Raw genomic sequence first — 23,702 nt, 5'->3', positions numbered from 1 at the left:
CGGGCAGGCTAAGTCAACCGACAGGCGGCTTTTGGCCTGTAATGGCGATGAAGTTAGCGGCCGGGTGCGACTGTATAACAAGGCTCGTTGCGGGCTCCGAGCTCGGCGCAGGCATTGGCGGCCTCGTCGGCCGTTAGCGATTCGAAGCGGGCGCGCCACAGGCGATTGCCATTGATATCAACCGACCGGGCGGCCGGCTGGGCCAGTCTTAATATAGAAGAGGCCGGTGTAACGCGGTCGAGGCGGTCGCGCGCTGCCGCCGCCGAATTATAGGCGCCGACCTGAACCGACCAGGCACCACGCAGCAGCGTCGTCCCGGTGGGGTTCGTGGGCTCGGCAGCCGGCTGTGCGGTCAGTTCCGAGCTCTCATCGGCCAGAATGATGCGCAGGGGCGGTGCGGCTTGCGCTGATCCCATCTCAATCGGCGAATCGAGATTGAGGGCGGCGACGTCTTGGGCGATCAGCTCTTGCTGCCGGATAGGATTGATGCGCGGCGAGGAGAGGGCAGCGAACAGGCGCCGGTCGTCGCGTTGTTCCAGCGAGGAAAACGCAGCATCGAGCAATTCTTCGGCATGGGCGTCGCGGGAGGCAGCGGTCGGGCCGCCCATGATTACAGCGACCAGACGGTGTTCGCCGCGTGTCGCCGAGACCACGACATTGAAGCCGGACGCGCGGATATAGCCGGTCTTGAGCCCATCAACGCCATCGACTCGGCCAACCAGCGTGTTGTGATTGCGGTAGGTGCGGCCATCCCAGACAAAGCGTGTCTCATCGAAATAATGGAAAAAGCTCGGAAAATCCCGTTGCAGCGCGATGGCGAGCCGCGCCATGTCTCGCGCCGTCGTTGTCTGGCGGGAGTCCGGCAGGCCTGAGGCATTGCGGAATGTCGTGCCCGGCATGCCCAGCTCGCGCGCCTTGGTCGTCATGATGGTCGCGAAGGCGGTTTCTGTGCCGCCGAGCCGTTCGCCGACCGCGACGGCCACATCATTGGCGCTGCGGATCACCAGGGCACGGATCGCATCCTCAACCGAAATTGTCGAGCCGATGGGCAGGTCGAGCCGCGAGGGCGCGGCATTGGCGGCATGGGCCGAGACGCGGATCTGGTCGTTAAGCTCAAGCTCGCCTGTCTCGATCGCATTGAACAGCAGATAGAGCGTCATCATCTTGGTCAGCGAGGCGGGATAGCGCGTTGCTTCCGACTGGCGCGAATGCAGGACGACGCCGGTATTCTGGTCGACGACGAAGGCGGCATAGCGCGACGTGTCCGCCCGCGCCGGCGAGAGCGGAGCCAGCCAGCTGAGTACGAGCAGGAGGACGGCGGCGAAATGGAGAGGGCGCGTGATCATGCCCCCAGTCTCCCTCGCACGGAGTTTCCACTCGGTTAAGCCTGGTTTGTGGTTCGGAAAATAAAATGCTGCACTGCACAAAATACCGCTTGACCCTGCAAGGGTAGGGGATTAGATATGTTGCGACTGCGAAGAGCCAATGCAGCAATTCAAGAAGCGAGCCATGACCGACACTCATAATAAATCCGCTGAAACCCCTGTAATCGCTGCCGAAGCGAAAGCACCGGTGGTTGAAGCAGCCGCGCCGAAAGCCGCCAAGCCGGCTGTTGTCGCGAAACCTGCTTCTCCTGCGAAGCCCCTGCCCACCAAGCCAGCGGCACGCACCAAGCCTGCTGCCAAGACGCAGGCCGCAAAAACCAAAACCGTTGCCAGCAAGCCTGTTGCAGCGAAAACGCCAAAACTGGCCGTCAGCAAGCCCGCTGCACCGGCCAAACCGAAACCGGCCCTCAGCAAATCCGCCAAGACGGCCCAGACAAAAACGAGCAAGATCATGAACAACACCATCGAAACAATGACCGCCGCCACCAATGACAGCTTCAAAGACGGCATGGAAAAGACCCTGTCCGCCGTCAACGAAGCGACCGCGTTTCACAAGGATACGGTCGAAGCTGTGATCGCTTCCGCCACCGTGACCGGCAAAGGCCTTGAGACGGCCGGCACCAATGCCGCCGCCTACGCCAAGTCGGCGATGGAAGAGGGCGTTGCCGCTACGAAGGCCCTGTCTTCGGCCAAATCGATGCAGGAAATCTTCGAGATCCAGTCCAACTACGCCAAATCGGCGATGGGCAGCTATCTTGCTGAACTGAACAAGACGACTGAATTGTTTTCCGGCCTGGTCAAGGACGGCGCGAAGCCACTGAACACCCGCTTCGCCGCTGTTGCCGAGCTGGCCCAGTCGCAGCGCTAAACGCCGCAGACTGACAAGTTTCTCCCTGCCTGGGCCCGGTGTTTCACACCGGGCCCTTTCTTTTTGGGCTCAGGCTACCCAGATCCGTTGGGTCGAAAAGAGAATCGCAGACACACTCAAATGCCGGTTTGCTGAGGGCAAACTCTTCCCTCTGGCCACGACAAGGCCTATCCTTGGCCCGAAATAACCCTAATTGTCTTTCAAATATGATTTTAATATGACCGAACGAAAACAAGATGATGCAGGGAATGAGGAGGAGCATGGGCTCGCTCTCAAGACGCGACCGGCAACCAAGAAACCTTCGCTTTACCGTGTTCTGCTACTCAATGATGACTATACGCCAATGGAGTTTGTCGTAGAGGTCCTAGTTCGGATCTTTCGCAAATCCCCCGAGGATGCAGCGACGATCATGCTGCATGTCCACCAAACCGGTGTCGGAATGTGCGGCGTGTACACGTATGAGGTTGCCGAAACAAAGGTAGCCCAGGTCATGGACGCCGCACGACGGGCTCAACATCCGCTCCAGTGCACGATGGAAAAGGAATAGCGTGGTGCCCTCTTTCTCAGCCGATCTGGAAGACAGTCTTCACCGGGCCTTGGGTTATGCCAATGAGCGCGGTCATGAATTTGCGACGCTTGAGCATCTGCTGCTTTCCCTCGTGGACGATGGCGACGCCAATGCGGTGATGAAGGCGTGTGACGTCGATCTCGACGAATTGCGCTCCACCCTGGTGGAATATGTCGATAACGAACTGTCCGAACTCGTGGTCGATGACGAGGAAGACGCCAAGCCGACTGCGGGCTTCCAGCGCGTTATCCAGCGCGCCGTGATCCATGTCCAAAACGCCGGTCGCGAAGAAGTCACCGGGGCGAATGTCCTGGTCGCCCTGTTCGCCGAGCGCGAAAGCCATGCCGCCTATTTCCTCGCCGAGCGTGATATGACGCGCTACGACGCGGTCAATTTCATCTCGCACGGCATCGGTCGCAAGCCCGGCGCTGCCGACCAGAAAGTCGTGCGCGGCGTCGAGGAGCCCGAGGAAGCGCGCAAGGATGGCGATGCGCTGACCGCCTATTGCGTCAATCTCAATGAGAAGGCGAAAGCCGGCAAGGTCGATCCCCTGATCGGCCGTGACGCCGAGGTCGAACGCTGCATCCAGGTGCTCGCCCGCCGCCGTAAGAACAACCCGCTCCTGGTTGGCGATCCCGGCGTTGGCAAGACCGCCATCGCCGAAGGTATCGCCCGCAAGATCGTCGAAAAAGAAGTGCCCGACGTCCTGGCCAATGCGACGATTTATTCGCTCGATATGGGCTCGCTACTGGCGGGCACCCGCTATCGTGGCGATTTCGAGGAACGCATCAAGCAGGTCGTCAAGGAATTGGAAGAAACCGAGGATTCGGTGCTCTTCATCGACGAAATTCACACCGTGATCGGTGCCGGGGCCACCTCCGGCGGCGCGATGGATGCGTCCAACCTCCTGAAGCCGGCCCTGCAATCGGGCGGTCTGCGCTGCATGGGCTCGACCACCTACAAGGAATATCGTCAGCATTTCGAAAAAGACCGGGCTCTGGCCCGCCGCTTCCAGAAGATCGACGTGCCCGAGCCGTCTGTGCCGGATACGATCAAGATCCTGCAGGGGCTGAAATCCTATTTCGAGGATTTCCACGATGTCCGCTTCACCAATGAAGCGCTGAAAACCGCTGTCGAATTGTCGGCGCGCTATATGGGCGACCGCAAATTGCCCGACAAGGCGATCGACGTCATCGACGAGGCCGGGGCGCAAATGCGTCTGATGCCAGCCTCGAAGCGCAAGAAGACCATCGGCGTCAAGGAAGTTGAAGGCGTGGTCGCTGTGATGGCCCGCATTCCGCCGAAATCCGTCTCCAAGGACGACACCCAGGTGCTCAAGAGCCTGCCCGTCGATCTGGGCCGGGTCGTGTTCGGCCAGCAGGATGCGATTGACCGTCTCTCGACGGCGATCAAGCTGTCCCGCGCCGGTCTGCGCGAGCCCAACAAGCCGATTGGCTCCTATCTCTTCTCCGGTCCAACCGGGGTCGGCAAGACCGAAGTGACCAAACAGCTGGCCGATATTCTTGGCGTCGAGCTGTTGCGCTTCGACATGTCGGAATACATGGAGCGCCACGCCGTTTCGCGCCTGATCGGTGCGCCTCCGGGCTATGTCGGTTTCGACCAAGGCGGCATGCTCACCGATGGCGTCGACCAGCATCCGCATTGCGTGCTGCTGCTCGACGAAATCGAGAAGGCCCACCCGGATCTGTTCAATATCCTGCTGCAGGTGATGGATAACGGCACGCTGACCGACAGCAATGGCAAGAAGGTCGATTTCCGCAATGTCATCCTGGTGATGACGACCAATGCGGGCGCCTCTGACGCCGCCAAGGAAGCGATCGGCTTCGGGCGTGGCAAGAAGGATGACGAGGCCGACAAGGCTGTCGAACGCCTGTTCACGCCGGAATTCCGCAACCGTCTCGACGCGATCATTCCCTTCGCGCCGCTCGGGCCGGAATCGATCAGCCGCGTCGTCGAGAAATTCGTGCTGCAGCTGGAAGCCCAGCTCACCGATCGCGGCGTGACCTTCGAACTGACCCCCGATGCGACAGCTTGGCTCGCCGAGCGCGGTTATGACAGCCGCTTTGGTGCTCGGCCGCTGGGCCGGATCATCCAGGAGCATATCAAGAAGCCCCTGGCCGACGAGATCCTGTTCGGTGAGCTCAAAAAGGGTGGACTGGTCAAGGTCGATACCGACCCGGCCGACGACACCCGCCTCGACTTCCACATCACTCCGGGCGACCGCTTGCTGCCACGCAATGCCAAGGCCGGGAAAAAGGGCAAGAAGGTCGAAGTCTAGGCTTCCACTTCACGCTCCAGACAACAAGAGAACGGCGCTCCGATGGGGCGCCGTTTTTCGTTGCAGGAAATTTGAGTTGAGCTCAACCGAAATTGATCAGGTCGCCCGGAACGTTGTGCGTTCCGCCTGACCGGTCCCGGCGATACTCGCGCGGTGTCATTTGCTCGCTGTCCTTGAAGGCCCGGTTGAACGGGCCCAGCGAGGCAAAGCCGCTTTCGAGCGCGATGTCGAGAATCGGTTGCTCGATCCGGTCCGGATCTGCCAACAGCCGGGCGGCGTGAGATACGCGGTAGCTATTGACCAGCTGGTTGAAATTGGCACGTCCGAGCGGCCCGGTAATGGCCCGGCTGATCTTGTATTCCGGTTCGCCGAGCCGTTTTGCCAGTTCGGCGACCTTCAACTCGGGATCGAGATAGACCCGGTCCTCCTGCAGCGTTCGCTCGATCAGGCGGCCGAGCCTCGTCTCCTCGGCGGTCGGCTCTGGACGCGGCATTCTTGCCGCCCGAACGGCCCAGACGGATGCCGGGGCGGGCAATGGAAACCGGTGCCGGTAAATAATGGTCGCGCTGCCAAGCGCCAGAATGGTCAGGGCGGCCAACAGCGGGATCAAAACCGCAACCGGCCCCTCGATATTATCCGCCCACAACAGGCTGGCAGCCAGGCAGCTGACATAGACACCGGCATAGGCGAGACGCAGATTGCGTTCGCGGATGGGCTGGTCAGCGCGCCAACCGTTCAGCGCTTCCCAGAAGGCCAGCACCAGAACTGTGGAGCTGGTGAGCGACTGCGCCGTGCCCAGGCTCTCCCGCAGTGCGTGTAACCCCGCATCGCCCAGCACGGCGGCACTGTCTCCCGCCATCAATAGGCGGTCGAACAGCGATGGCAGGATGATGATGGAGACCAGAAGGAGGTGGGGCCAGCGGATCGCGGCCCCGCTCCGGAAAACCGCGCGCGAGACAAGCCAAGCCGCACCGCAGCCGCCGGCGGCAAACACAGACAGGACGGCAATGGCCAGCTGGTTGTCGGGGCTGATCAGGCCGCGCAGCGCCATGCCGCCCACCGCCAGGCAGAGAAAACTCCAGGCCCAATCCAGCGTCGTCCGCGTCTCGCGTTGCAGGGTTATGCCGATCCAGATGGCGGCAATCGCGACGATCAGGACGCGCACTGTCAGCGTGAAATCATCCATGCTCAGTCCCTCTAAACTTCGCCCCTTGCAAAAAAGACACCGGCTGGCGGCGCCGATCAAGCATCTTACACGTTCTGAATTGAGAAATACCGGTCGATTTCCAAATCGGCGGGACGGCTGGGCGACCGGGCGGCAAGGCTGGTGGGCGAGACTCAATTGCAGCCGCGCCGCCTGGCCGTCGCCGGGCGCCAAGTTTGAGGAAATACGCGTATGAGTGACACCAAAACGCCGCTTGCGCCGCAGCCCCGCGCTGCGCAGTTGGCCTTGAAATCATCGGGAATTCTCTGGTTTTTGGTCGCCCTGACCGGCCAATGGCTGTTTGTGGCGTATATCGCTGTTGCCTACGGGGTGACGACCGCCGCGGGCGATTATGCCGCCTGGGACGATACCGGGTTGATCATGGGATTCAGCGCGGGCGACGCATTCGGCAATTTCATGTTCGCCGCCCACGTCCTTCTCGCCGCCGTGGTGACGGTGGGCGGGAGTTTTCAACTCATCCCGGCCATACGCCGCCACGTGCCCGTTTTGCACCGCTGGAATGGCCGCATCTTCATGACCATTTCGGTGTTCATGGCCGTGGGTGGATTGTGGATGGTCTGGGGCCGCGGCGCCCGTCTCAGCGAGATCGGCTCGATCGGCCTGAGCATTGACGGCATCCTGATCCTCGTCGCCTCGGCCATCGCGCTGAATTTCGCGATGAAGCGTCAGATCGACCGGCATCGCCGCTGGGCCATGCGGCTCTATATCCTCGTTAACGCCGTCTGGTTCTACCGGCTCGGCTTCATGGCCTGGATCATCGTGATGCAAGGCCCCGTTGGTGTCGGCGAGAATCTCGACGGCCCCTTCGACATCTCCATCTCCTTCCTCTGCTACCTGCTGCCGCTCGCCGTGCTGGAGATTTACATGCGCACCTGCGACAGCCGAAAAGCGGGTGCCAAATGGATGGTGACCGGCCTCATGCTTCTCAGCACCGTCGTGACGGCGATCGGCATATTTGGCGCCTGGATGTTCATGTGGAGCCCGCATATGTGATGAGTGGGGACACACTATAGTGTGTCCCCATCAGCGCCCTCCGGTCGAACGCTGGTTCACATCATATAAGTTGTGTTTTGCATAATTACTCGTAAAATGGAGCGATGCCCAGAGCGCCTCGCACCATCTATCCTGGCTGCGCTCATCACATTATTCAGCGCGGCAATCGGCGGCAGAGAACCTTCTTTGATCCCGCCGACTACCGCAGCTATATCGAGCTGGCGCGCGAGGCATTCGACGAGTTTGGGATCGTGTGTTGGGCTTGGTGCCTGATGCCCAATCACGTCCACTTGGTCCTGGTTCCGTCCGATACGGACGGCTTGACCAAAGCCGTCGCGCGGACGCATCAGCGTTATACGGCCCGGGTCAATGCCCGCGAAGGCTGGCAAGGCTATCTCTGGCAAGGCCGATTCAAATCAACGCCGATGGATGATGAACACCTCTATGTCGCGGCGCGTTATATCGAGCTCAATCCCGTCCGATCCGGCCTTGTCAGCCGTGCCGAGGACTGGCCCTGGTCGAGCGCAAGGGCCCATCTCGCTGGCCGGGACGATCGCTTGACCTGCGTTTCGGCGATGTTGTCGCGAACGCGAAGCTGGGCGGCCTACCTGCGCGGCGATGAATGAACGGGAGGCAGTGCAAGGGGACACACTATAGTGTGTCCCCATCTTCGCCATCGCTGGAATTTCGCCATCTCCATGACCCCATCCCCGCAATCCATTCTCCATTCCGTGTTCGGCTTTCCCGAATTCCGGCCGGGCCAGCTACCGATCGTCGAGCGCTTGCTCGCCGGGACGCACACCCTGTGCGTGATGCCGACCGGGGCGGGTAAATCGCTGTGCTATCAGGTGCCGGCTTTGATGCTGGAGCGGCCTTCGATCATTGTCTCGCCGCTTGTGGCGCTGATGGATGACCAGATCGCCGGGCTGGCGGCCAATGGCGTGACGGCGGCGGCGATCCATTCCGGGCGTAGCCGTGAGGATAATGTCGCGGCCTGGCGGGCATTTCAGGCGGGCGAGGCGAAGCTTCTGTATCTCTCGCCGGAACGGCTGATGACGGGCCGGATGCTCGATGCGCTCAAGCCAGTCAATCCCGGCCTGTTTGTGGTCGATGAGGCGCATTGCATTTCCAAATGGGGCGCCAGCTTCCGGCCGGAATATGAGCAACTCTCCCAGCTCAAGCACCATTTCCCCAAGGCGACGCTGGCGGCCTTCACCGCCACCGCGGACAGCGCGACGCGCACCGATATCGCGGAGAAGCTGTTTGGCGGTCAGGGCGATACCGTGGTGCGCGGCTTTGATCGCCCCAATCTCAACCTCGCCGTTCTGCCCAAGAACCAGTGGAAACCGCAATTGCTCGGCTTTCTCGCCGAGCGGCGAGAACAATCGGGTATCGTCTATTGCCTGTCGCGCAAGCTGACCGAGGAAGTCGCCGCGATGCTGCAGGGCGAGGGCTATCGCGCTCTGTCCTACCATGCCGGCATGCCACCGGAGCAGCGGCGTGAGAACCAGGAGATATTCATGGCCGAGGACGCCGTGATCATGGTCGCGACAATCGCTTTCGGCATGGGAATCGACAAGCCCGATATCCGCTATGTCTTCCACCTCAATATGCCCGGCTCGATGGAGGCCTATTACCAGGAGATCGGCCGCGCTGGCCGCGATGGTGCGCCGGCCGATGCGATGATGCTCTATGGTCTCGGAGACGCCAGCCTGCGCCGGCGTTTCATCGATGGAGATGGCGAGGATGATGGTCATAAGCGGCGCGAGCATCAGCGTCTTGATGCGCTGCTCTCCTATTGTGAAGCGACCCAGTGCCGGCGCATCACCCTGTTGTCCTATTTCGGCGAGCCGGGCTCACAGGCTTGCGGCAATTGCGATATCTGCCTCGACCCTCCGGTCTTGCTGGACGGGACGCGCGAGGCGCAAATGCTGTTCTCCGCCATTGTCCGCACTGGCCAGGTGTTTGGCGCTGGTCACATCATCGATGTGCTCAGGGGCGGCGATACCGACCGGGTCCGCGCGCGCGGCCATGATGCTCTGCCCACCTATGGCGTCGGCAAGGAGCGGCCCAAACCCTTCTGGCAAGGCGTGATCCGTCAGGCGGTGGCGGGTGGCTATCTTGTGGTCGATATCGACCAGTATGGCGGCCTCAAGCTGACGCCGCGCGGCGAGGCCGTGCTCAAGGGCAGCGAGACGTTCGAGCTGCGCGAATTCATTCCCGGCAAGGGTGAAAAGAAGCCGCGCCGCAGCGCCGCCAGCAAGGCCGCCGAGGCCGATGTCGATGCCGGTTTACTGGCCGCGCTCAAGGGCTTACGCCGTGAGATCGCCGCCGAACGTAATGTTCCCGCCTATATCATCTTCGCCGATGCGACGCTGATCGATATGTGCCATCTCAAGCCGGGTAATCTCGAGCAGATGGCCGCCGTTACCGGTGTCGGACCGAAGAAATTGAGCGAGTTTGGCGAGGCCTTTTTGGCCGCGATCCGGGAGCATGGGGCGGTGTATGGGGACACACTATAGTGTGTCCCCGCGGCGCTCGTCCTAATGCCAGAATTGCCACCAGGGTGTTTCTTCGCGGGCAATGCCGAGCCATTCGCGGATCGTCTCGATCACCGGTTCGAGTTTTTCCCAGACCGGCAGATGGTCCTGGATCCAGACATCAAACTCCGGCGAAAAGACCGACGCCAGGATGAGGATGAGGACGATCGTCACCACGATCGTCAAGACCGGTTTCACGATATCTGCGAGGAATTGAAGCATGGTCATTCCCGTCTTCAGCTGCCGCAGTATTCCTGATTTGAGCTTCGCACGCCATGCCTGTTTGTGCTCTGACGGCTGGGCCGGAATCGCCTAGTCCAGAAACGAGGCAATCTTCTTCGCCTGGGCCGTCAACGCGTCCATATCGGCCTTGCCGCCAGCATGCATGCCGAGTTGTGCGCCGTCGCTGCGCGGGATGATGTGGAAATGGACATGGAACACGGTCTGGCCCGCTGGCGCCCCATTGAGTTGGGCAATCATAATCCCGTCCGGTGCCAGCGCCGCCTTCACGGCCTTGCCGATCCGCTTGACGCGCAGCATCGCCGCCGCAAGGCCGTCATCGGACATCTCCAGCGCATTGCGCGCCGCTTCCTTGGGAACCACCAGAACATGGCCGGGTGCCTGCGGGAAGATGTCCATGAAAGCCAGAACGCTCTCATCCTCATAGACTTTCACACAGGGCAATTCGCCGCGCAGGATTTTCGCGAAAATATTGTCCGGATCATAGGGGCCGTCGAGGCTCATGGCGTGTCTCCGTGTTGGGACGAAATCTAGGGGAGGCGGCGGTGGAAGGCCAGCCTCAGCATGCCATCGCGCTGACATGCCCGCGTGCCGCATAGCCGAGAATTTCCCGGTCGCGCGTGAGAATGGTCAGGCCGTGCTGACGCGCCGTGGCGATAATCATCCGGTCGGCCGGGTCCGCCGGGGGTTGGCCCGGCAATCCGGTCGAGTTGATCAGGAGGTCGGGTCTCAGAGGCGCGATCGTAATCTGGGGCAGGCTGGTCAGGGCCTCAAACCATGCGCCCACTGGCATGGAGAGCGAGAGCCGGTCACGCGCAACCAGAGTCGCCACCTCCCAGGCCGAGATGGTGGAGATCCACACTGAACCCGGCCTGGCTTCTGCCGCTTTCAGGCAGTCGAGCGCCTCAGTGCTGATCGGGTCGCCATTACTGATCCAGATCACGGCACAGGTATCGAGAAGTAGGGCCGGGTTTGCTTCACTCATGATCGGCAGCCCAGCATTCACCGGTCGGGGCGCTCAAAGCCGTCCCGTCTACAAATTTGAACACTCCGCGAAACTGACCATAAAGACTCGCCGCCCCGGCGGCGCGATAGGGCGTTCGGGCTGGCTCGGAGAGGGAGGTCGGCGTGGCGGTGCCTCGGCGCTCGAACACCAGACGCTCACCAGCCATGTCCACTTGCGCCGAACGATAGCCGGCATTCAACCAGGCATAGGTAGCAACACTGTTGCTTGGATTATTGCTCCACCATGCCCGGTGACGGCGCGCCGAAGGGGGTAGTGTGGCGCCTATGATTCGTTCAATGTCGCAGAAACGAAGCTCGATATGGTTGAGGGTTTGAGCTTGCAGGTGATGTTCGAGTGGAGTGTACTTCATCGGCTCGACCTTTGTAGATTTTGAATAGGTACTATGTATAACTACTACCTATTTTGAGTCAAGCGGATCGGGTTTGACGGGCGTTTCTTGATCGATCCCGACCAGGCTTTCATCGCCGAGAAGCGCTAGATCGGAAGCGCCGCGGGCGGAGAGAGTTGGTCGACCCTCTATACCCGAGGCTGGGTAGACGCGCGGAACTGAGGGATGGGATCGTGGGGATCGTGGGGGGCGTGGCAGGCGATCAGGTGCCAGACTAGCGAATCGGCGGGTAACCCAATTCCTCGGCCGTGAACGGCTCGGAGCGAGGCGATTCATAATGGTCGCAAGCGCCGCAATAACGGGGTTGGCTGAAGACTTGCGAAAATTGCCCTGACAGCACCAGTCGCAGCGCGCTCAATAATGGCCGTGTCTTGACGGTCGTCTCGCCACCGCAGTGGGGGCAGGGGTAAAGCGGCTCATTGGCGACGGTTTGGGCTAGCGCGATGATCGCTCTCGCCTCGGCTTCGTGTGCCGGCGGCACCAGGATGCGAGGCCGGGTGGTTCCCTGATCGACGCCCGGATAGGCGCTGTCGAAATTACTGCTGACGATGGTCGCTGGAATGCCGGCGGCATGCAGGGCGTTTGCCACAACAATGGCGTGGCCGTGAGAATGGACTGCAAGGGGTGTGGTTGGTGCGCTCATCAATCAGAGATATTATAGGGACTCTTTTCATCAAGCAATGCGATGTCGGCGAGCATGGCCGGGCGTTCGTGCTCAAGATAGTCGGCGATAGCGTGGCGAAAGCCTTCATGGGCGATCCAGTGGGCGGAATAAACCGGTTGCGGGCGATAGCCCCGTGCCAGCTTGTGTTCCCCTTGGGCACCCGCTTCAACGCGATCGAGCTTGAGCGCGATCGCGACATCGATCGCCTGGTGATAGCAGAGTTCGAAATGCAGGTGAGGGTGGTCCTCCAGCAAGCCCCAATATCGGCCATAGAGGGCATGAGAGCCGAGGAAATTGAGCGCGGCGGCGATGTAGCGGCCGTCCCGCTTCGCGAGCACCAGCAGAACCTGGTCGGCCATGCGCTGATGGATCAGCTCGAAGAAGACGCGATTGAGATAGGGGCGGCCCCATTTGCGCGCTCCGGTGTCCTGATAACAGGCGAAGAAGGCGTCCCAATGTTCAACCCGCAGGTCGGCGCCGGTGAGGTGTTCAATCTCCAGCCCGGCTTGGGCTGAGGCCCGTTCCTTGCGCAGGGCCTTGCGTTTGCGCGAGGACAGATCGGCGAGGAAGTCGTCATAACTTCCATAGCCGCGATTATGCCAGACGAATTGGCGATCGATGCGCTGTAACAGTTCGGCTTCTCCCAGATCGGCCCATTCGCCGGGCGTCGGGAAATTTACATGCCAGCTTGAGACGCCCCATTGGCGTGCCGCCTCGATCATGCCGCCGATCAAGGCGCGGCGGACCGGCGCGTCGGGGGCGAGAATGCGGCGTCCTGTCACCGGGGTGAAGGGCACGGCCGTGAGAAGTTTGGGATAATAGCGCCCGCCCGCGCGTTCGAAACCCTCCGCCCAGCCATGGTCGAAGACATATTCGCCCTGGCTATGGAATTTGAGATAGAGGGGCAAGGCGCCGCGGAGCCCGCCCGCCTCATCGCGCGCCGTGAGGTGATGGGGCATCCAGCCGGTCTCGCCGCCGACGCAGCCACTTTCCTCCAGCGCCTGTAGGAAATTCCAACTCAAAAATGGGTCAGACTCTGCGCCGTCAGGATTGGCGATGGCATCCCACTCGCTCTGAGCAATTTGCGTCAGGCCCTCGACCGCCGCCAGTGTGAGTGAGGGCGCTGCATCGCCGGAGCTTTCCGGTTCGGTGCCGTCCATGATTCAGTGCGAAGTGAGGCGTCGCTGGCGTCGCTGTTGAGCGGCCAGTGGTGCGGCAACGCTTTCAATCTCGGTCGCCCGCATCCAGGCTGGAGTGCCCTGGTCCAGCGAGGCGCGCGCCCGCCCAGCGAACATCATCGCCCGATTGCCGTCGCCGACCGCGTAGGCTTGTTCCGCCACGGCGAGTTGGGCCAGGGCGGTATCGCCTTCGCGTTCATGCACGATCGAGAGTTGATACCAAGCGAAGGAATTGTCCGGCTCGATATCGAGCGCGACCTTGAGATTATCCTTGGCCTGCTCGAGCAGGCTGTCATCGTCGGCGGCGATCTGGGCGATGGCCAGATTGAGCCGCAAGAGCGGCGCCGTCGGTTCCAGTTCGACCGAGCGGGCATGATAGGGGATGGATTCCCGGATATGACCGGTCTCAAACAGCATCTGGCCGTAGAGTTCCTGGAAATATGGATTGTTGGGTTCTTCCGCGATCAGGCTCTCGATTTCCACCCGGGCATCGTCCAGACGCGCAACGCGGAAGTAAGCAACAGCGCGGGCATAACGGGCAGGCAATGACTGGTCAGTGAGTGGATAACGGTAGAGTACGAATTCAGGTTCAGTCAGGAAGCCGTAGATCTTACCCTGCAGACGCTGCAGCTCGGCAATCTCCTCCGGCGAGTCGTCGACATTCGCATGTGCGGCGGAGTCGGCATTATCACGCAGAATCGAAATGCGTTCCGATGAGAGTGGGTGCGAGCGGAAATACGGGAAGCGGCGCGCGTTCGACATCACTTCCTGGTAACGAAAGCGCTCGAAAAACTCGACCAGACCTTCCGCTGACTGCCCGCTGGTCTCCAGATATTGTAGCGCTGCCTGATCGGCGGAGGCTTCCTGGGCGCGGCTATAAGTCATGAAGGAGAGGGCGCCGAATTGCTGGCTAGACGCCATCAGCGCCCCGGCTGCTCCGCCTTCGCCGGCAAAGGCGGCGAGCAGGCCAAGTCCGAGCGAAACGAAGACTGGCACTTGTGCCGCGCTGATCCCGTCATTGACCCGCGCCAGATGCGCACCGGCGATATGACCCGTCTCGTGCGCGATTACGCCTTTGAGTTGGTTGGGCGTTTCAGCTTCGACAATCGTGCCGGTGTGCAAAAAGATATTCTGCCCGCCCGACACGAAGGCGTTAATCGAGGGATCGGCGATGATGTAGAGATGCACATCGGCGGGCACCAGTCCGGCTGCGGTGAGCAGCGGGTCGGCATATTCGCGTAACATGTGTTCGATCTCGGTGTCGCGGATCAGCGACTGGGCCGAGGCCGGCGCGATCAGGGCGACGGATGCCAAGCAGGCCGTAACGATGGATCTCAGAGGTCGCATTTAGCTTCCACTCCTCAGCCCCCGCTTCGGGATGATGCCACCCCGGATCGGAGCTGCACCCAATCATAGAGCCGGGTGGGCCGGACGTTCAAGACGCCCGGCCCAGCGGCCATATTATTTGCCGAACAGCCCGGTCCGGTTCCACCAGCCGCGCTTGCTTGGCTTGGCAGGCTCGGCATCAGCCGTCGTGGCGGCAGCCGGAGCTGGTTCAGTGGCGGGCGCTGCAGCCGGTTCAGCGGCAGCTTTCGCCGGTGCTGCCCGTTTGCGTTTCGGCGCAGGCTTTTCAGCTGCAACGTCCGGCGTCGGGGCCACGATTGGAGTTTCGGCTTCGACTTCGGCCTTTTTACGGCGCGTTCGTGGCTTTGGCTTCGCAGCTTCGGTCTCCGCTGCGGCAACAGGCGTTGCGGCCTCAGCACTGGCTTCAGCCGTCTTGCGCGGACGCCGGGTCCGGCGCTTGGGCGCCTCATCGGCTGTGGCTTCGAGACCGGGAATGGCTGCCTCGGTCGTGGCAGGCGCATCAACGGCACTACTGGCCGTTTCGGCAGGTTGAGTCGCGTCGCCCGCTGTCTTGCGACGGCGAGGGGCCCGCTTGCGCACAGGCTTTTCGGCGCTGTCCGCTTCGCCAGCAGCAGCTGCTGGCGCAGGGGCATCGGTGCCGGCTTCGATTGGCGTGGCGTCACCCGCAACGCCAGAGTCGGCTGAGGCGGGCTGGTTTTCGCCATCCTGGCCCTCGGCCGTCTGGCCTTCGGTGCGGCGACGCGAACGTCCACCACGACGGCCGCGACGGCGGCGGCGGCGCGGTGAATCGCCGTCCTCACCGGTTGTGGCGTCGGGTGTGGCTTCACCACTGTCGGACTCGTCCGAGCCCGTGTCGTCAGTCTCGGCCGCAGGGTCGAGTGCTTCCGTCGTGGCGATGCTTTCTCCTGTGCCCTCCTCGGAGGAACCCTTGCGGCGGCGCCGGCGGCGGCGACGGCGGGTGCCATCTTCAGATGTCTCGCCATCTGCGCTCGCATCGGCGGCGTCCCGGGCAGGGGCCGGCTCACGGTTTGAGCGGGATCTGGACCGACCGCGATCGGCCTTCTCTTCTTCGACGGTCTCTAGCTCGTCGTCTTCATCGTCCATGACGAGCTCGTCGGCGTGATCCTCAGGATCAACCACCGCAACTTGCCGCGGAATCACGAACTCTTCGCCCGGCGCGCGCAATTCGAGCGCTTCGATCACGAATTCCGGCGCGATGATCTCATCGTCAGAGGCGACTGAAATATTCATCTGGAAGCGCTGCTCGATCACCAAGAGATGGTCGCGCTTTTCGTTGAGCATGTAGATGGCGATCGCCGTCGGTAGCGAAATACGAACCCGTTTGGCGCGGCCGCGCATGCCCTCTTTTTCAAGCCCACGCAGGGCGACGAGTGCGCTCGATTCCACCGAACGGATATGACCGCTGCCCTTACAATGCGGACAAATCTCGGTGGAGCCTTCGATCAGGCTGGTGCGGCGGCGTTGACGGGAGATCTCCATCAGGCCGAATTGGGAGATGCGGCCCATCTGCAGGCGAGCCCGGTCGCGCTTGAGCGCGTCCTTCATCACCTTCTCGACGGCGCGAACGTTCTTCGACTCATCCATGTCGATGAAGTCGATCACGATCAGGCCGGCCAGGTCGCGCAGTCGCATCTGGCGGGCCGCTTCATGGGCGGCTTCGATATTGGTCTTGACGGCGGTCGTCTCGATATTGCGTTCTCGCGTCGAGCGGCCGGAATTGACGTCGATCGAGACCAGAGCTTCGGTCGGGTTGATGACGATATAGCCACCCGATTTAAGCGCTGCGATAGGCGAATAGATCGCCTCAAGCTGGGGCTCGACCTGGTGCTGCAGGAAGAGGGGCACAATCTCGTTGTAGTGCTGAACCTTCTTGGCGTGACTCGGCATCAGCATGCGCATGAAGGCCTTGGCTTCCTTATAGGCGGCCTCGCCCTCGACCAGTACCCCGTCGATATCCTTGTCATAAAGGTCGCGAATCGCGCGTTTGACGAGATTGCCTTCCTCATAGATCAGCGCCGGAGCGACGGATTTCAGCGTCAGCTCGCGGATATTCTCCCACAAGCGCAACAGATAATCGGCATCGCGGCGAATTTCGATCTTGGTCCGCGAGGCACCGGCGGTGCGGATGATCAGGCCAATGCCCTTGGGCAGGTCGAGTTCACTGACGACGGACTTCAGGCGCTTGCGATCGGCCACATTGGCAATCTTGCGTGAAATGCCACCACCGCGCGGCGTATTCGGCATCAGCACGCAATAACGACCGGCCAGCGACAGATAGGTCGTTAGCGCTGCGCCCTTATTGCCGCGTTCTTCCTTGGCCACTTGGACCAGCAGGATCTGGCGTCGTTTGACGACTTCCTGGATTTTGTATTTGCGATAGAGCTGCCGGCTGCGACGGGCGGCTTTCTCTTCCTCGACTTCGTCGTCGTCGCCATCCTCGTCGCCGAAACGCTCGGCGGGCTCGATTGGCTCGCCGGATTCGTCGACCTCCAAAGGCTCGGCTTCGCTAACCGGTTCCGGTTCGGCTTCAGCCTCGGCATGGACGGCGGTCGCTTCCTCGGCGGCGAGTGCAGCGCGATCCTCATAGGGGATCTGATAATAGTCGGGATGGATCTCGTTGAAGGCGAGGAATCCATGGCGATTGCCGCCGTATTCGACGAAGGCGGCCTGGAGTGAGGGCTCTACCCGCGTGACTTTTGCGAGATAGATATTGCCGCGAATCGGTCGGCGTGCGGCAGCCTCAAAATCGAAGTCCTCAACTTTGGTTCCATCGACTACGACGACGCGGGTCTCTTCCGGGTGACCTGCATCGATCAACATTTTCTTTGACATAAAAGGTGTCTCCTGCGCGCACATCCTGACCGCGGGCTTCCGGAAGGAAGGGCGCAGAGATCAGGAGCGGCGGGGGCGCGAACGGTGAGCTTTGGCCTGTCAGCAAAGATGTCAGCATCAGGCTAGCCTCACGAGTCGGCTGTTTCCAAAAACGCGCCCTGGCCATGGGGGTCCATGCGGGCGGGGCGCGGCGGTCGGGGCCACGGGTAATCAGATATCTGTCCCGCAGCGAAAGAATGAGCGTGTCGGCACGTCCGGATCGGACGCGGCCTCTTCGCGCCTGGCAAAGCATCGCAACTCCGGTTGAAGTCGAACATCTGCCAAGGCCGTTTCAACATGCAACATTCGGATCGCGATGGAAAGCTTTTGTGACGGTCGCAAAAATAACTGGGGAATGCGCGGTTCCATCAACCAAACGTCAAGCTCCATGAACTATTGTACGTCAAAAGCCGTGGACAGAATCACGGCATGTGCGATGGTGTGGCTATGCAAGTTCAACGGTTTATTTCGGCAATTGTGGGCGTAATTCTGCTCTCATCGGGCGCGTTCGCGGACCAGCAGGTCCGCGATGTTCGCTTTGGTGTCGAGGGTGGGCGCACGCGGATTGTGATCGAAACTTCCGAACCGGCAGATTTTCGCGCCTTCACCCTTGAGGGCCCGTCTGATCGCCTGGTGGTTGATCTGCCGGCATCGGCTTGGGCTGTCAGAGGCTTGGAAGCCGGCGAGGGGCTTGGTTATGGCCTGATCGACGCGTTTCGTTTCTTCAACAATTCCGCCACCACATCGCGCGTCGTGTTTGAACTGGAAGACCCGGCGATCATCGTGTCGCAATTCGTGCTCGACCCGGCCAGCGCCGGTGGAAATTACCGCCTCGTCGTAGATCTCGACCCCGCCAATCCCGCCGCATTCAGTTCGGCATCAGGTTTTGAGCGTACGGGTGGGCTTGAATCCCTGATCGCCGAGCGCGTTGAGGCGGTCTACACGCCGCCCGCCCGTGATCGTCGTGTGATCGTGATTGATGCGGGTCATGGTGGCCATGATCCGGGCGCTTCGGGCCGTAACGGGACGAATGAACGCGATGTGACCCTTGAGGCTGCGCGCGAGCTGCGCCGGCAATTGGAAAACACCGGTCGTTATGACGTGGTGCTGACCCGCGATACCGATGTCTTCCTGACTTTGCAGCAGCGCGTCCAGGTCGCCGCCGATGTGCGGGCCGACCTTTTCCTGTCGATCCATGCCGATTCGGTGCCGACCAATCCGAACGCCCAGGGTGCGGCGGTTTATACGCTCAACGACCGGGCTGAGAATCGGGCCCGCGACCGGGCGATGCAGGGTGCTGACCGTTCGCGCCAAGCCGATGTCAATAATATCCTGGTCTCGCTGGAATTGCGCGAGAAGCGCAACCAGTCCTCCGCCTTTGCCGATGTCCTGCTGCAGCATCTCAGCGCCAGCGGTCGGTTGCTGACCAACCCGCACCGTCAGGAAAATTTCTATGTTTTGCTCGACAGCCGGGTTCCGGCCGTCTTGCTGGAAATGGGCTTTCTGAGCAATTCCACCGACGAGGCCAATTTGAATTCCGCGGCCGCGCGGCGGCGCCAGATGGCAGCGGTGCAGCAGGGAGTCGATGCCTATTTCGCCGGGCGCGGCGATGATGGCGAAGCGGAGCAGCAGCGCTTCGCTGGAATTCCCGCCCGTTGAGAGCTTTCCACAGCATTCAGCTACGGCCATAATGCCGCCGTGGTGTCGTGGTCTTGCGGCAGGACCGGTGGGGCTTGGGTCCAGAGGGCGTAATGAAGATTTTCACTTTGCGTAATGTCTTGCGGGCCGCCTTGTGGGGCAGTATCGCGGCTGCAGTCTTGGCCGTGGCCGGTTTCATCACCGTCGCGATCTACGTCGTCCGCGTCACCGACGATCTGCCCGATTACCAGCAATTGGCCGAATACGAGCCAGCGATCATGAGCCGCGTTCACGCTGGCGATGGCCTGCTGATTGCGGAATATGCCCGCGAGCACCGCGTGTTTGTGCCAATCGGCAATATTCCGCAAAACGTTGTCCACGCCTTCATTTCGGCCGAGGACAAAAATTTCTACGATCATGGCGGGTTGGATTTTCGCGGCATATTGCGCGCGATGTTCGCCAATATTGGTCACGTCATGCGCGGTGAAAACCTTGAAGGCGCCTCGACGATCACCCAGCAGGTAGCCAAGAATTTCCTGCTCTCGAGTGAGCAGCGTCTTGAGCGCAAAGTCCAGGAAATGGTGCTGACGCGCCGCATTGAGCGCGCCTTCACCAAGGACCAGATCCTTGAGCTCTACCTGAATGAAATCTACTTCGGCCGCCGCTCCTATGGCATTGCCGCCGCCGCGTTGAATTATTTCGGCAAATCAATCGATGAGCTGTCGCTGGAAGAAACCGCTTATCTGGCCGCCGTCGTGAACGGGCCGGCCCTGTTCCATCCCGAGCGCCATCCCGAGGCTGCCGTCAACCGGCGCAATTGGGTGCTCTCGCGCATGGCCGCCAATGGCTATGTCACCGAGGCTGAAGCCAGTGAAGCGGCTGCCCGGCCACTCACGACCGCAGATCGGCTGTCCGGCGCCACCTATACGGCGGCAGAGTATTTCGTTGAGAATGTCCGGCGCGAAGTCTTCTCGATGTATGGCGATGAAGAGCTCTACAGCGGCGGCCTGTCGATCCGCACAACACTGGATACGACGATGCAGCTCGCGGCACGTCGGGCCTTGCGCAACGGGCTGGAAGCCTATGACCGCCGTCATGGCTATCATGGTGCGCTGACCCAGATTGAGACCGGCGATGGCTGGGCCGAGCGCTTGGCCGCAGTCGATGTCCCGCGTGACATGGATGAGGGCTGGGTGCCCGCCACAGTGCTGGCGAGTGATAACGACCAGGCCCGTATTGGCTTGCTCAATGGCGAAGAGGGCGTCATCCCCTTGTCCGAACTGACCTGGGCACGACAGACCCTGACCGATGGCGCCATGGGCCCGACGATCAGCCGCGCCAGCGCGGTGCTCAGCCCCGGCGATGTCATTATCGTGCAGGCCTTGCCCGACACAGACGGGCAGTTCGCGCTGCGTCAGGTGCCGGCGATCAATGGCGGCATCCTTGCCATGGACCCGCATACCGGCCGCGTACTGGCGATGGTTGGCGGATATAGTTTCCAGATGAGCCAGTTCAATCGGGCGACCCAGGCGCGGCGCCAGCCAGGCTCATCCTTCAAGCCCTTCGTCTATGCGGCGGCGCTTGATAATGGCTACACGCCCGCCAGCCTGATCCTGGACGCGCCTTTCGTAGCGTCGGGCGGGCCGGAAGAGCGGTTTTACATGCCGCAGAACTATTCCGAGCGCTATTATGGCATGTCCACGCTGCGGCTCGGCCTCGAATTGTCGCGTAATGTCATGACCGTGCGGCTCGCCCAGGAAATGGGCATGGGTCCGATTGTCGATTACGGCGTTCGCTTCGGGATATATGACGAGCTTGAGCCGGTGTTGGCGATGGCGCTCGGCTCCGGCGAAACGACGCTCTACCGCCTGGTCTCGGCCTATTCCACGCTGGTCAATGGCGGACGCCGGGTTGAACCGACGCTGCTCGACCGGGTTCAGGACCGATTTGGTCACACCATTTTCGCGCATGAACAGCTTGATTGCGAACTCTGCGACACGACCGACTGGCATACGGGCCTGCCCGAACCGGTCTTCCCGGAAACGGGTGTCGAAGTCCTCAGCCCGGTGACGGCTTATCAGGTCGTGCACCTGCTTGAGGGCGTAGTTGAGCGCGGAACCGGCCGGGCGCTGCGCTCGCTCGGACGGCCGCTTGGCGGCAAGACCGGCACTACGAATGATTTCCGTGACGCTTGGTTTGTCGGCTTTGGTCCCGATCTCGTTGTTGGTGCCTATGTTGGCTTCGACACGCCCTATCAACTTGGATCGGGCGAATCCGGTGGCCGGGTTGCTGCGCCGATCGTACGTGACTTCCTCGCTGAGGCGCTCGAGAGTTATCCGGTCGCGCCCTTCCGCGTGCCGCCCGGCGTTCGCCTGGTCCCCATTGATCATACAACGGGCCAGCCGGGGATCCTTGGGCAGTCTGGCGTGATCCTGGAAGCTTTCCGCCCCGGCACCGAACCGACTCGGCAATCGCGAGAGGATGAAAGCGGCCTCAGTTTCGCGCGCAATTCGGTCAGCGATGATCCGATGTCCCAGCTCGACGCCGCGACCGAAGACGATTCTGGTGAGGATGACGAGGAAGACGATCTGGGCGGACTTTACTGAGCCTGTGCATAGGGCGTTCTGCACAGTTTGGCTTGCCGGACCGGCTTACGCCCTTTAACTCCATGCTTTGCCCCGTCGTTTCAGGAAGGCCCTTTGCCTCATGCGCACTGACATCCAGAACCTGTCCGATGAAATCCAGCAGGCCGTAGGCCTGCTGAGGAGGCGTCTTTGACTGGGATACATCTCAAAAGCGCCTGGATGAGCTGAACGCCCGTTCCGAACACCCCGATTTCTGGAATAATCCCGTCAAGGCCCAGGAGTTGATGCGCGAGCGCACTCGGCTTGAGAATGCGATCAACACGATCATCGCGGCCGAACGGGAACTCTCCGACGGCGTTGAGATGATCGAGCTAGCCGAGATGGAAGATGATGCCGAGATGGTCGAGGAGGCCGTCGCAGGCCTGAACAGTCTCGCCGAACGCATGCGCCGCGCGCAATTGGAAACGCTGCTCTCTGGCGAGGCCGACGCCAATGACGCCTTCGTCGAAATCCATTCCGGTGCCGGTGGCACGGAAAGCCAGGATTGGGCCGCCATGCTGGCGCGGATGTATGCGCGCTGGGCCAATGCGCATGGCTACAAGGTTGAGATCATGGAAGAACAGGCCGGCGAAGAGGCTGGCCTGAAATCAACAACGATCCTCGTACAGGGCGTGAATGCGTATGGCTGGCTGAAGACGGAAACCGGCGTGCACCGTTTGGTGCGGATATCGCCATTCGATTCCAGCGCCCGCCGCCACACCAGTTTTTCCTCGGTCGGTGTCTATCCGCAGATCGATGACGCGATTGAAGTCGATATCGATGAATCCAAGGTGCGCACTGACACTTATCGTGCCTCTGGCGCGGGCGGTCAGCACATCAACAAGACAGATTCTGCCGTGCGCCTGACCTATGACATGCCCGGTGAGGACAAGCCCGTCGTGGTCCAGTGCCAGAATGACCGGTCCCAGCACAAGAACCGGTCGCGCGCTTGGGACATGCTGCGGGCCCGGGTCTATGAGATCGAACTGCAGCGGCGCGAGGCAGAGGCCCAGGCGCTCGCCGACAGCAAGAGCGAGATTGGCTGGGGCCATCAGATCCGCTCCTACGTGTTGCAGCCCTATCAGATGGTCAAGGATCTACGCACCAACGTCGAGACTTCTGATACCGGTGGGGTGCTCGATGGCGATCTCGACCAGTTCATGGCCGCCGCGCTTGCCGCGCGCGTCGGCGGTGACGAGACCGACGACTGATACCGTTCAGGCACGCGCAACGCGACGGCCTCGACTACAAGACAAAGAAAAGCCGGCGCGCCCAAGGCGTACCGGCTTTTTTGTTGGCAATTGTCGCTCGGCTAGAGGCTGGGTTTGCTCGCAGCCAAGGGTGGCTCGATTGAGCTGACCGAGGCGGGCTTGTTGGCCGGCGGTGCCGGTGGGCGATTGTCCATTTTCGGGGCGCTTGAAGCCGTTGAAGCGGAAGTCCCGCTCTTTTCGGCCAGCGGATCGGTGGAGTGGCGGCAATGGCCATCGAAAAAGGCGCCGCTCTCGACCGACAGGGCCGCGTGGACGATATCGCCTTCGATGCGGGCGGTCGCAGCCAGTTGGACTTGACGGGCGCGGACGCTGCCGGAGACTTTGCCGCGGATGACGACGGTTTCAGCATAAACTTCGCCGGTCACAACGGCGTCTTCGCCAATGATCAGGGATCCGGCGCGAATATCACCTTCAACGGTGCCGTCGAGCTGAACTTCGCCTTCGGAAACGATCGATCCGGTGAGTACAAGATCACCCGAGAGGATGGATGGGGCTCTGGATTTCATGGCAGTCCTCTTGGTCGGCGCGCTCGATTGT

20 protein-coding genes are annotated in these 23,702 nt (G+C 61.4%); 9 read left to right on the top strand and 11 right to left on the bottom strand.

Annotation, left to right across the window (positions count from 1 at the left end; translation table 11 throughout):
• Window positions 1-53: 53 nt before the first annotated feature.
• Window positions 54-1,346 (bottom strand): D-alanyl-D-alanine carboxypeptidase, encoded by a 1,293-nt coding sequence (locus tag AAC029_RS10490; RefSeq protein WP_339747271.1) that lies wholly within the window; start codon window positions 1,344-1,346, stop codon window positions 54-56.
• A 163-nt stretch (window positions 1,347-1,509) separates the two neighbouring features.
• Here AAC029_RS10490 and phaP point away from each other — a divergent pair, with 163 nt between their 5' ends.
• The 3 genes from phaP to clpA all read left to right on the top strand — a co-directional run bounded on the left by phaP (window position 1,510) and on the right by clpA (window position 5,120).
• A complete protein-coding gene (phaP, locus tag AAC029_RS10485) occupies window positions 1,510-2,253 on the top strand; it encodes a TIGR01841 family phasin (RefSeq protein WP_339747269.1) in 744 nt (247 codons plus the stop codon).
• A gap of 217 nt (window positions 2,254-2,470) precedes the next feature.
• A complete protein-coding gene (clpS, locus tag AAC029_RS10480; RefSeq protein ID WP_339747267.1) occupies window positions 2,471-2,800 on the top strand; it encodes an ATP-dependent Clp protease adapter ClpS in 330 nt (109 codons plus the stop codon).
• Window positions 2,801-2,804: 4 nt separating this feature from the next.
• Window positions 2,805-5,120 (top strand): ATP-dependent Clp protease ATP-binding subunit ClpA, encoded by a 2,316-nt coding sequence (clpA, locus tag AAC029_RS10475; protein WP_339747265.1) that lies wholly within the window; start codon window positions 2,805-2,807, stop codon window positions 5,118-5,120.
• Window positions 5,121-5,202: 82 nt separating this feature from the next.
• On the opposite strand, the gene AAC029_RS10470 is transcribed toward clpA, so the two are convergent.
• A complete protein-coding gene (locus AAC029_RS10470) occupies window positions 5,203-6,306 on the bottom strand; it encodes an AraC family transcriptional regulator (RefSeq protein ID WP_339747263.1) in 1,104 nt (367 codons plus the stop codon).
• Window positions 6,307-6,516: 210 nt separating this feature from the next.
• Between AAC029_RS10470 and AAC029_RS10465 the strand changes: the two genes are divergently transcribed.
• From AAC029_RS10465 to recQ, 3 genes are all read left to right on the top strand, one after another.
• Window positions 6,517-7,338 (top strand): DUF2306 domain-containing protein, encoded by an 822-nt coding sequence (locus AAC029_RS10465; protein WP_339747261.1) that lies wholly within the window; start codon window positions 6,517-6,519, stop codon window positions 7,336-7,338.
• A 104-nt stretch (window positions 7,339-7,442) separates the two neighbouring features.
• On the top strand, window positions 7,443-7,964 hold the full coding sequence (locus AAC029_RS10460) for a transposase (RefSeq protein WP_339747259.1): 522 nt from the start codon (window positions 7,443-7,445) through the stop codon (window positions 7,962-7,964).
• 72 nt (window positions 7,965-8,036) lie between these two features.
• Entirely contained in the window at window positions 8,037-9,860 is a 1,824-nt protein-coding gene (recQ, locus tag AAC029_RS10455) for a DNA helicase RecQ (protein ID WP_339747257.1), read from the top strand.
• A 21-nt stretch (window positions 9,861-9,881) separates the two neighbouring features.
• On the opposite strand, the gene AAC029_RS10450 is transcribed toward recQ, so the two are convergent.
• The 8 genes from AAC029_RS10450 to AAC029_RS10415 form a co-directional block, all read right to left on the bottom strand.
• Window positions 9,882-10,106: a hypothetical protein gene (locus tag AAC029_RS10450; RefSeq protein ID WP_339747255.1), complete on the bottom strand. Its 225-nt coding sequence runs from the start codon at window positions 10,104-10,106 to the stop codon at window positions 9,882-9,884.
• A gap of 84 nt (window positions 10,107-10,190) precedes the next feature.
• Complete coding sequence (locus AAC029_RS10445; protein WP_339747253.1) at window positions 10,191-10,622, bottom strand: HIT family protein; 432 nt, start codon at window positions 10,620-10,622, stop codon at window positions 10,191-10,193.
• Window positions 10,623-10,677: 55 nt separating this feature from the next.
• Window positions 10,678-11,103, bottom strand: coding sequence for a type II toxin-antitoxin system VapC family toxin (locus AAC029_RS10440; RefSeq protein WP_339747251.1), 426 nt, complete (start codon window positions 11,101-11,103; stop codon window positions 10,678-10,680).
• A complete protein-coding gene (locus AAC029_RS10435; RefSeq protein WP_339747249.1) occupies window positions 11,096-11,494 on the bottom strand; it encodes a hypothetical protein in 399 nt (132 codons plus the stop codon). The genes AAC029_RS10440 and AAC029_RS10435 overlap by 8 nt, the downstream gene beginning before the upstream one ends.
• A 253-nt stretch (window positions 11,495-11,747) precedes the next feature.
• Window positions 11,748-12,176: a hypothetical protein gene (locus AAC029_RS10430; protein ID WP_339747247.1), complete on the bottom strand. Its 429-nt coding sequence runs from the start codon at window positions 12,174-12,176 to the stop codon at window positions 11,748-11,750.
• On the bottom strand, window positions 12,176-13,357 hold the full coding sequence (locus tag AAC029_RS10425; RefSeq protein ID WP_339747245.1) for a GNAT family N-acetyltransferase: 1,182 nt from the start codon (window positions 13,355-13,357) through the stop codon (window positions 12,176-12,178). Before AAC029_RS10425 ends, AAC029_RS10430 begins: the two co-directional genes overlap by 1 nt.
• 3 nt (window positions 13,358-13,360) lie before the next feature.
• The gene (locus AAC029_RS10420) at window positions 13,361-14,722 is read right to left on the bottom strand and encodes a M48 family metalloprotease (RefSeq protein ID WP_339747243.1); all 1,362 of its coding nucleotides are present in this window, start codon (window positions 14,720-14,722) and stop codon (window positions 13,361-13,363) included.
• Window positions 14,723-14,836: 114 nt separating this feature from the next.
• On the bottom strand, window positions 14,837-17,593 hold the full coding sequence (locus AAC029_RS10415) for a ribonuclease E/G (protein ID WP_339747241.1): 2,757 nt from the start codon (window positions 17,591-17,593) through the stop codon (window positions 14,837-14,839).
• Window positions 17,594-18,079: 486 nt separating this feature from the next.
• On the opposite strand from AAC029_RS10415, the gene AAC029_RS10410 reads away from it, so the two are divergent.
• The 3 genes from AAC029_RS10410 to prfB all read left to right on the top strand — a co-directional run bounded on the left by AAC029_RS10410 (window position 18,080) and on the right by prfB (window position 23,105).
• The gene (locus AAC029_RS10410) at window positions 18,080-19,291 is read left to right on the top strand and encodes an N-acetylmuramoyl-L-alanine amidase (protein ID WP_339747239.1); all 1,212 of its coding nucleotides are present in this window, start codon (window positions 18,080-18,082) and stop codon (window positions 19,289-19,291) included.
• A gap of 92 nt (window positions 19,292-19,383) precedes the next feature.
• On the top strand, window positions 19,384-21,876 hold the full coding sequence (locus AAC029_RS10405; protein ID WP_339747237.1) for a penicillin-binding protein 1A: 2,493 nt from the start codon (window positions 19,384-19,386) through the stop codon (window positions 21,874-21,876).
• Window positions 21,877-21,976: 100 nt separating this feature from the next.
• A protein-coding gene (gene prfB, locus AAC029_RS10400; protein WP_339747235.1) for a peptide chain release factor 2 occupies window positions 21,977-23,105 on the top strand; the annotation gives its coding sequence in 2 pieces (ribosomal slippage) (window positions 21,977-22,045 and window positions 22,047-23,105; 1,128 coding nt in all).
• A gap of 101 nt (window positions 23,106-23,206) precedes the next feature.
• Here prfB and AAC029_RS10395 read toward each other — a convergent pair.
• Window positions 23,207-23,671: a polymer-forming cytoskeletal protein gene (locus AAC029_RS10395; protein WP_339747233.1), complete on the bottom strand. Its 465-nt coding sequence runs from the start codon at window positions 23,669-23,671 to the stop codon at window positions 23,207-23,209.
• Window positions 23,672-23,702: the final 31 nt, after the last annotated feature.

It is taken from the genome of uncultured Maricaulis sp., from assembly GCF_963975345.1.
Classification (GTDB): Bacteria; Pseudomonadota; Alphaproteobacteria; order Caulobacterales; family Maricaulaceae; genus Maricaulis.
This window is presented reverse-complemented; position numbering and strand designations above follow the sequence as displayed.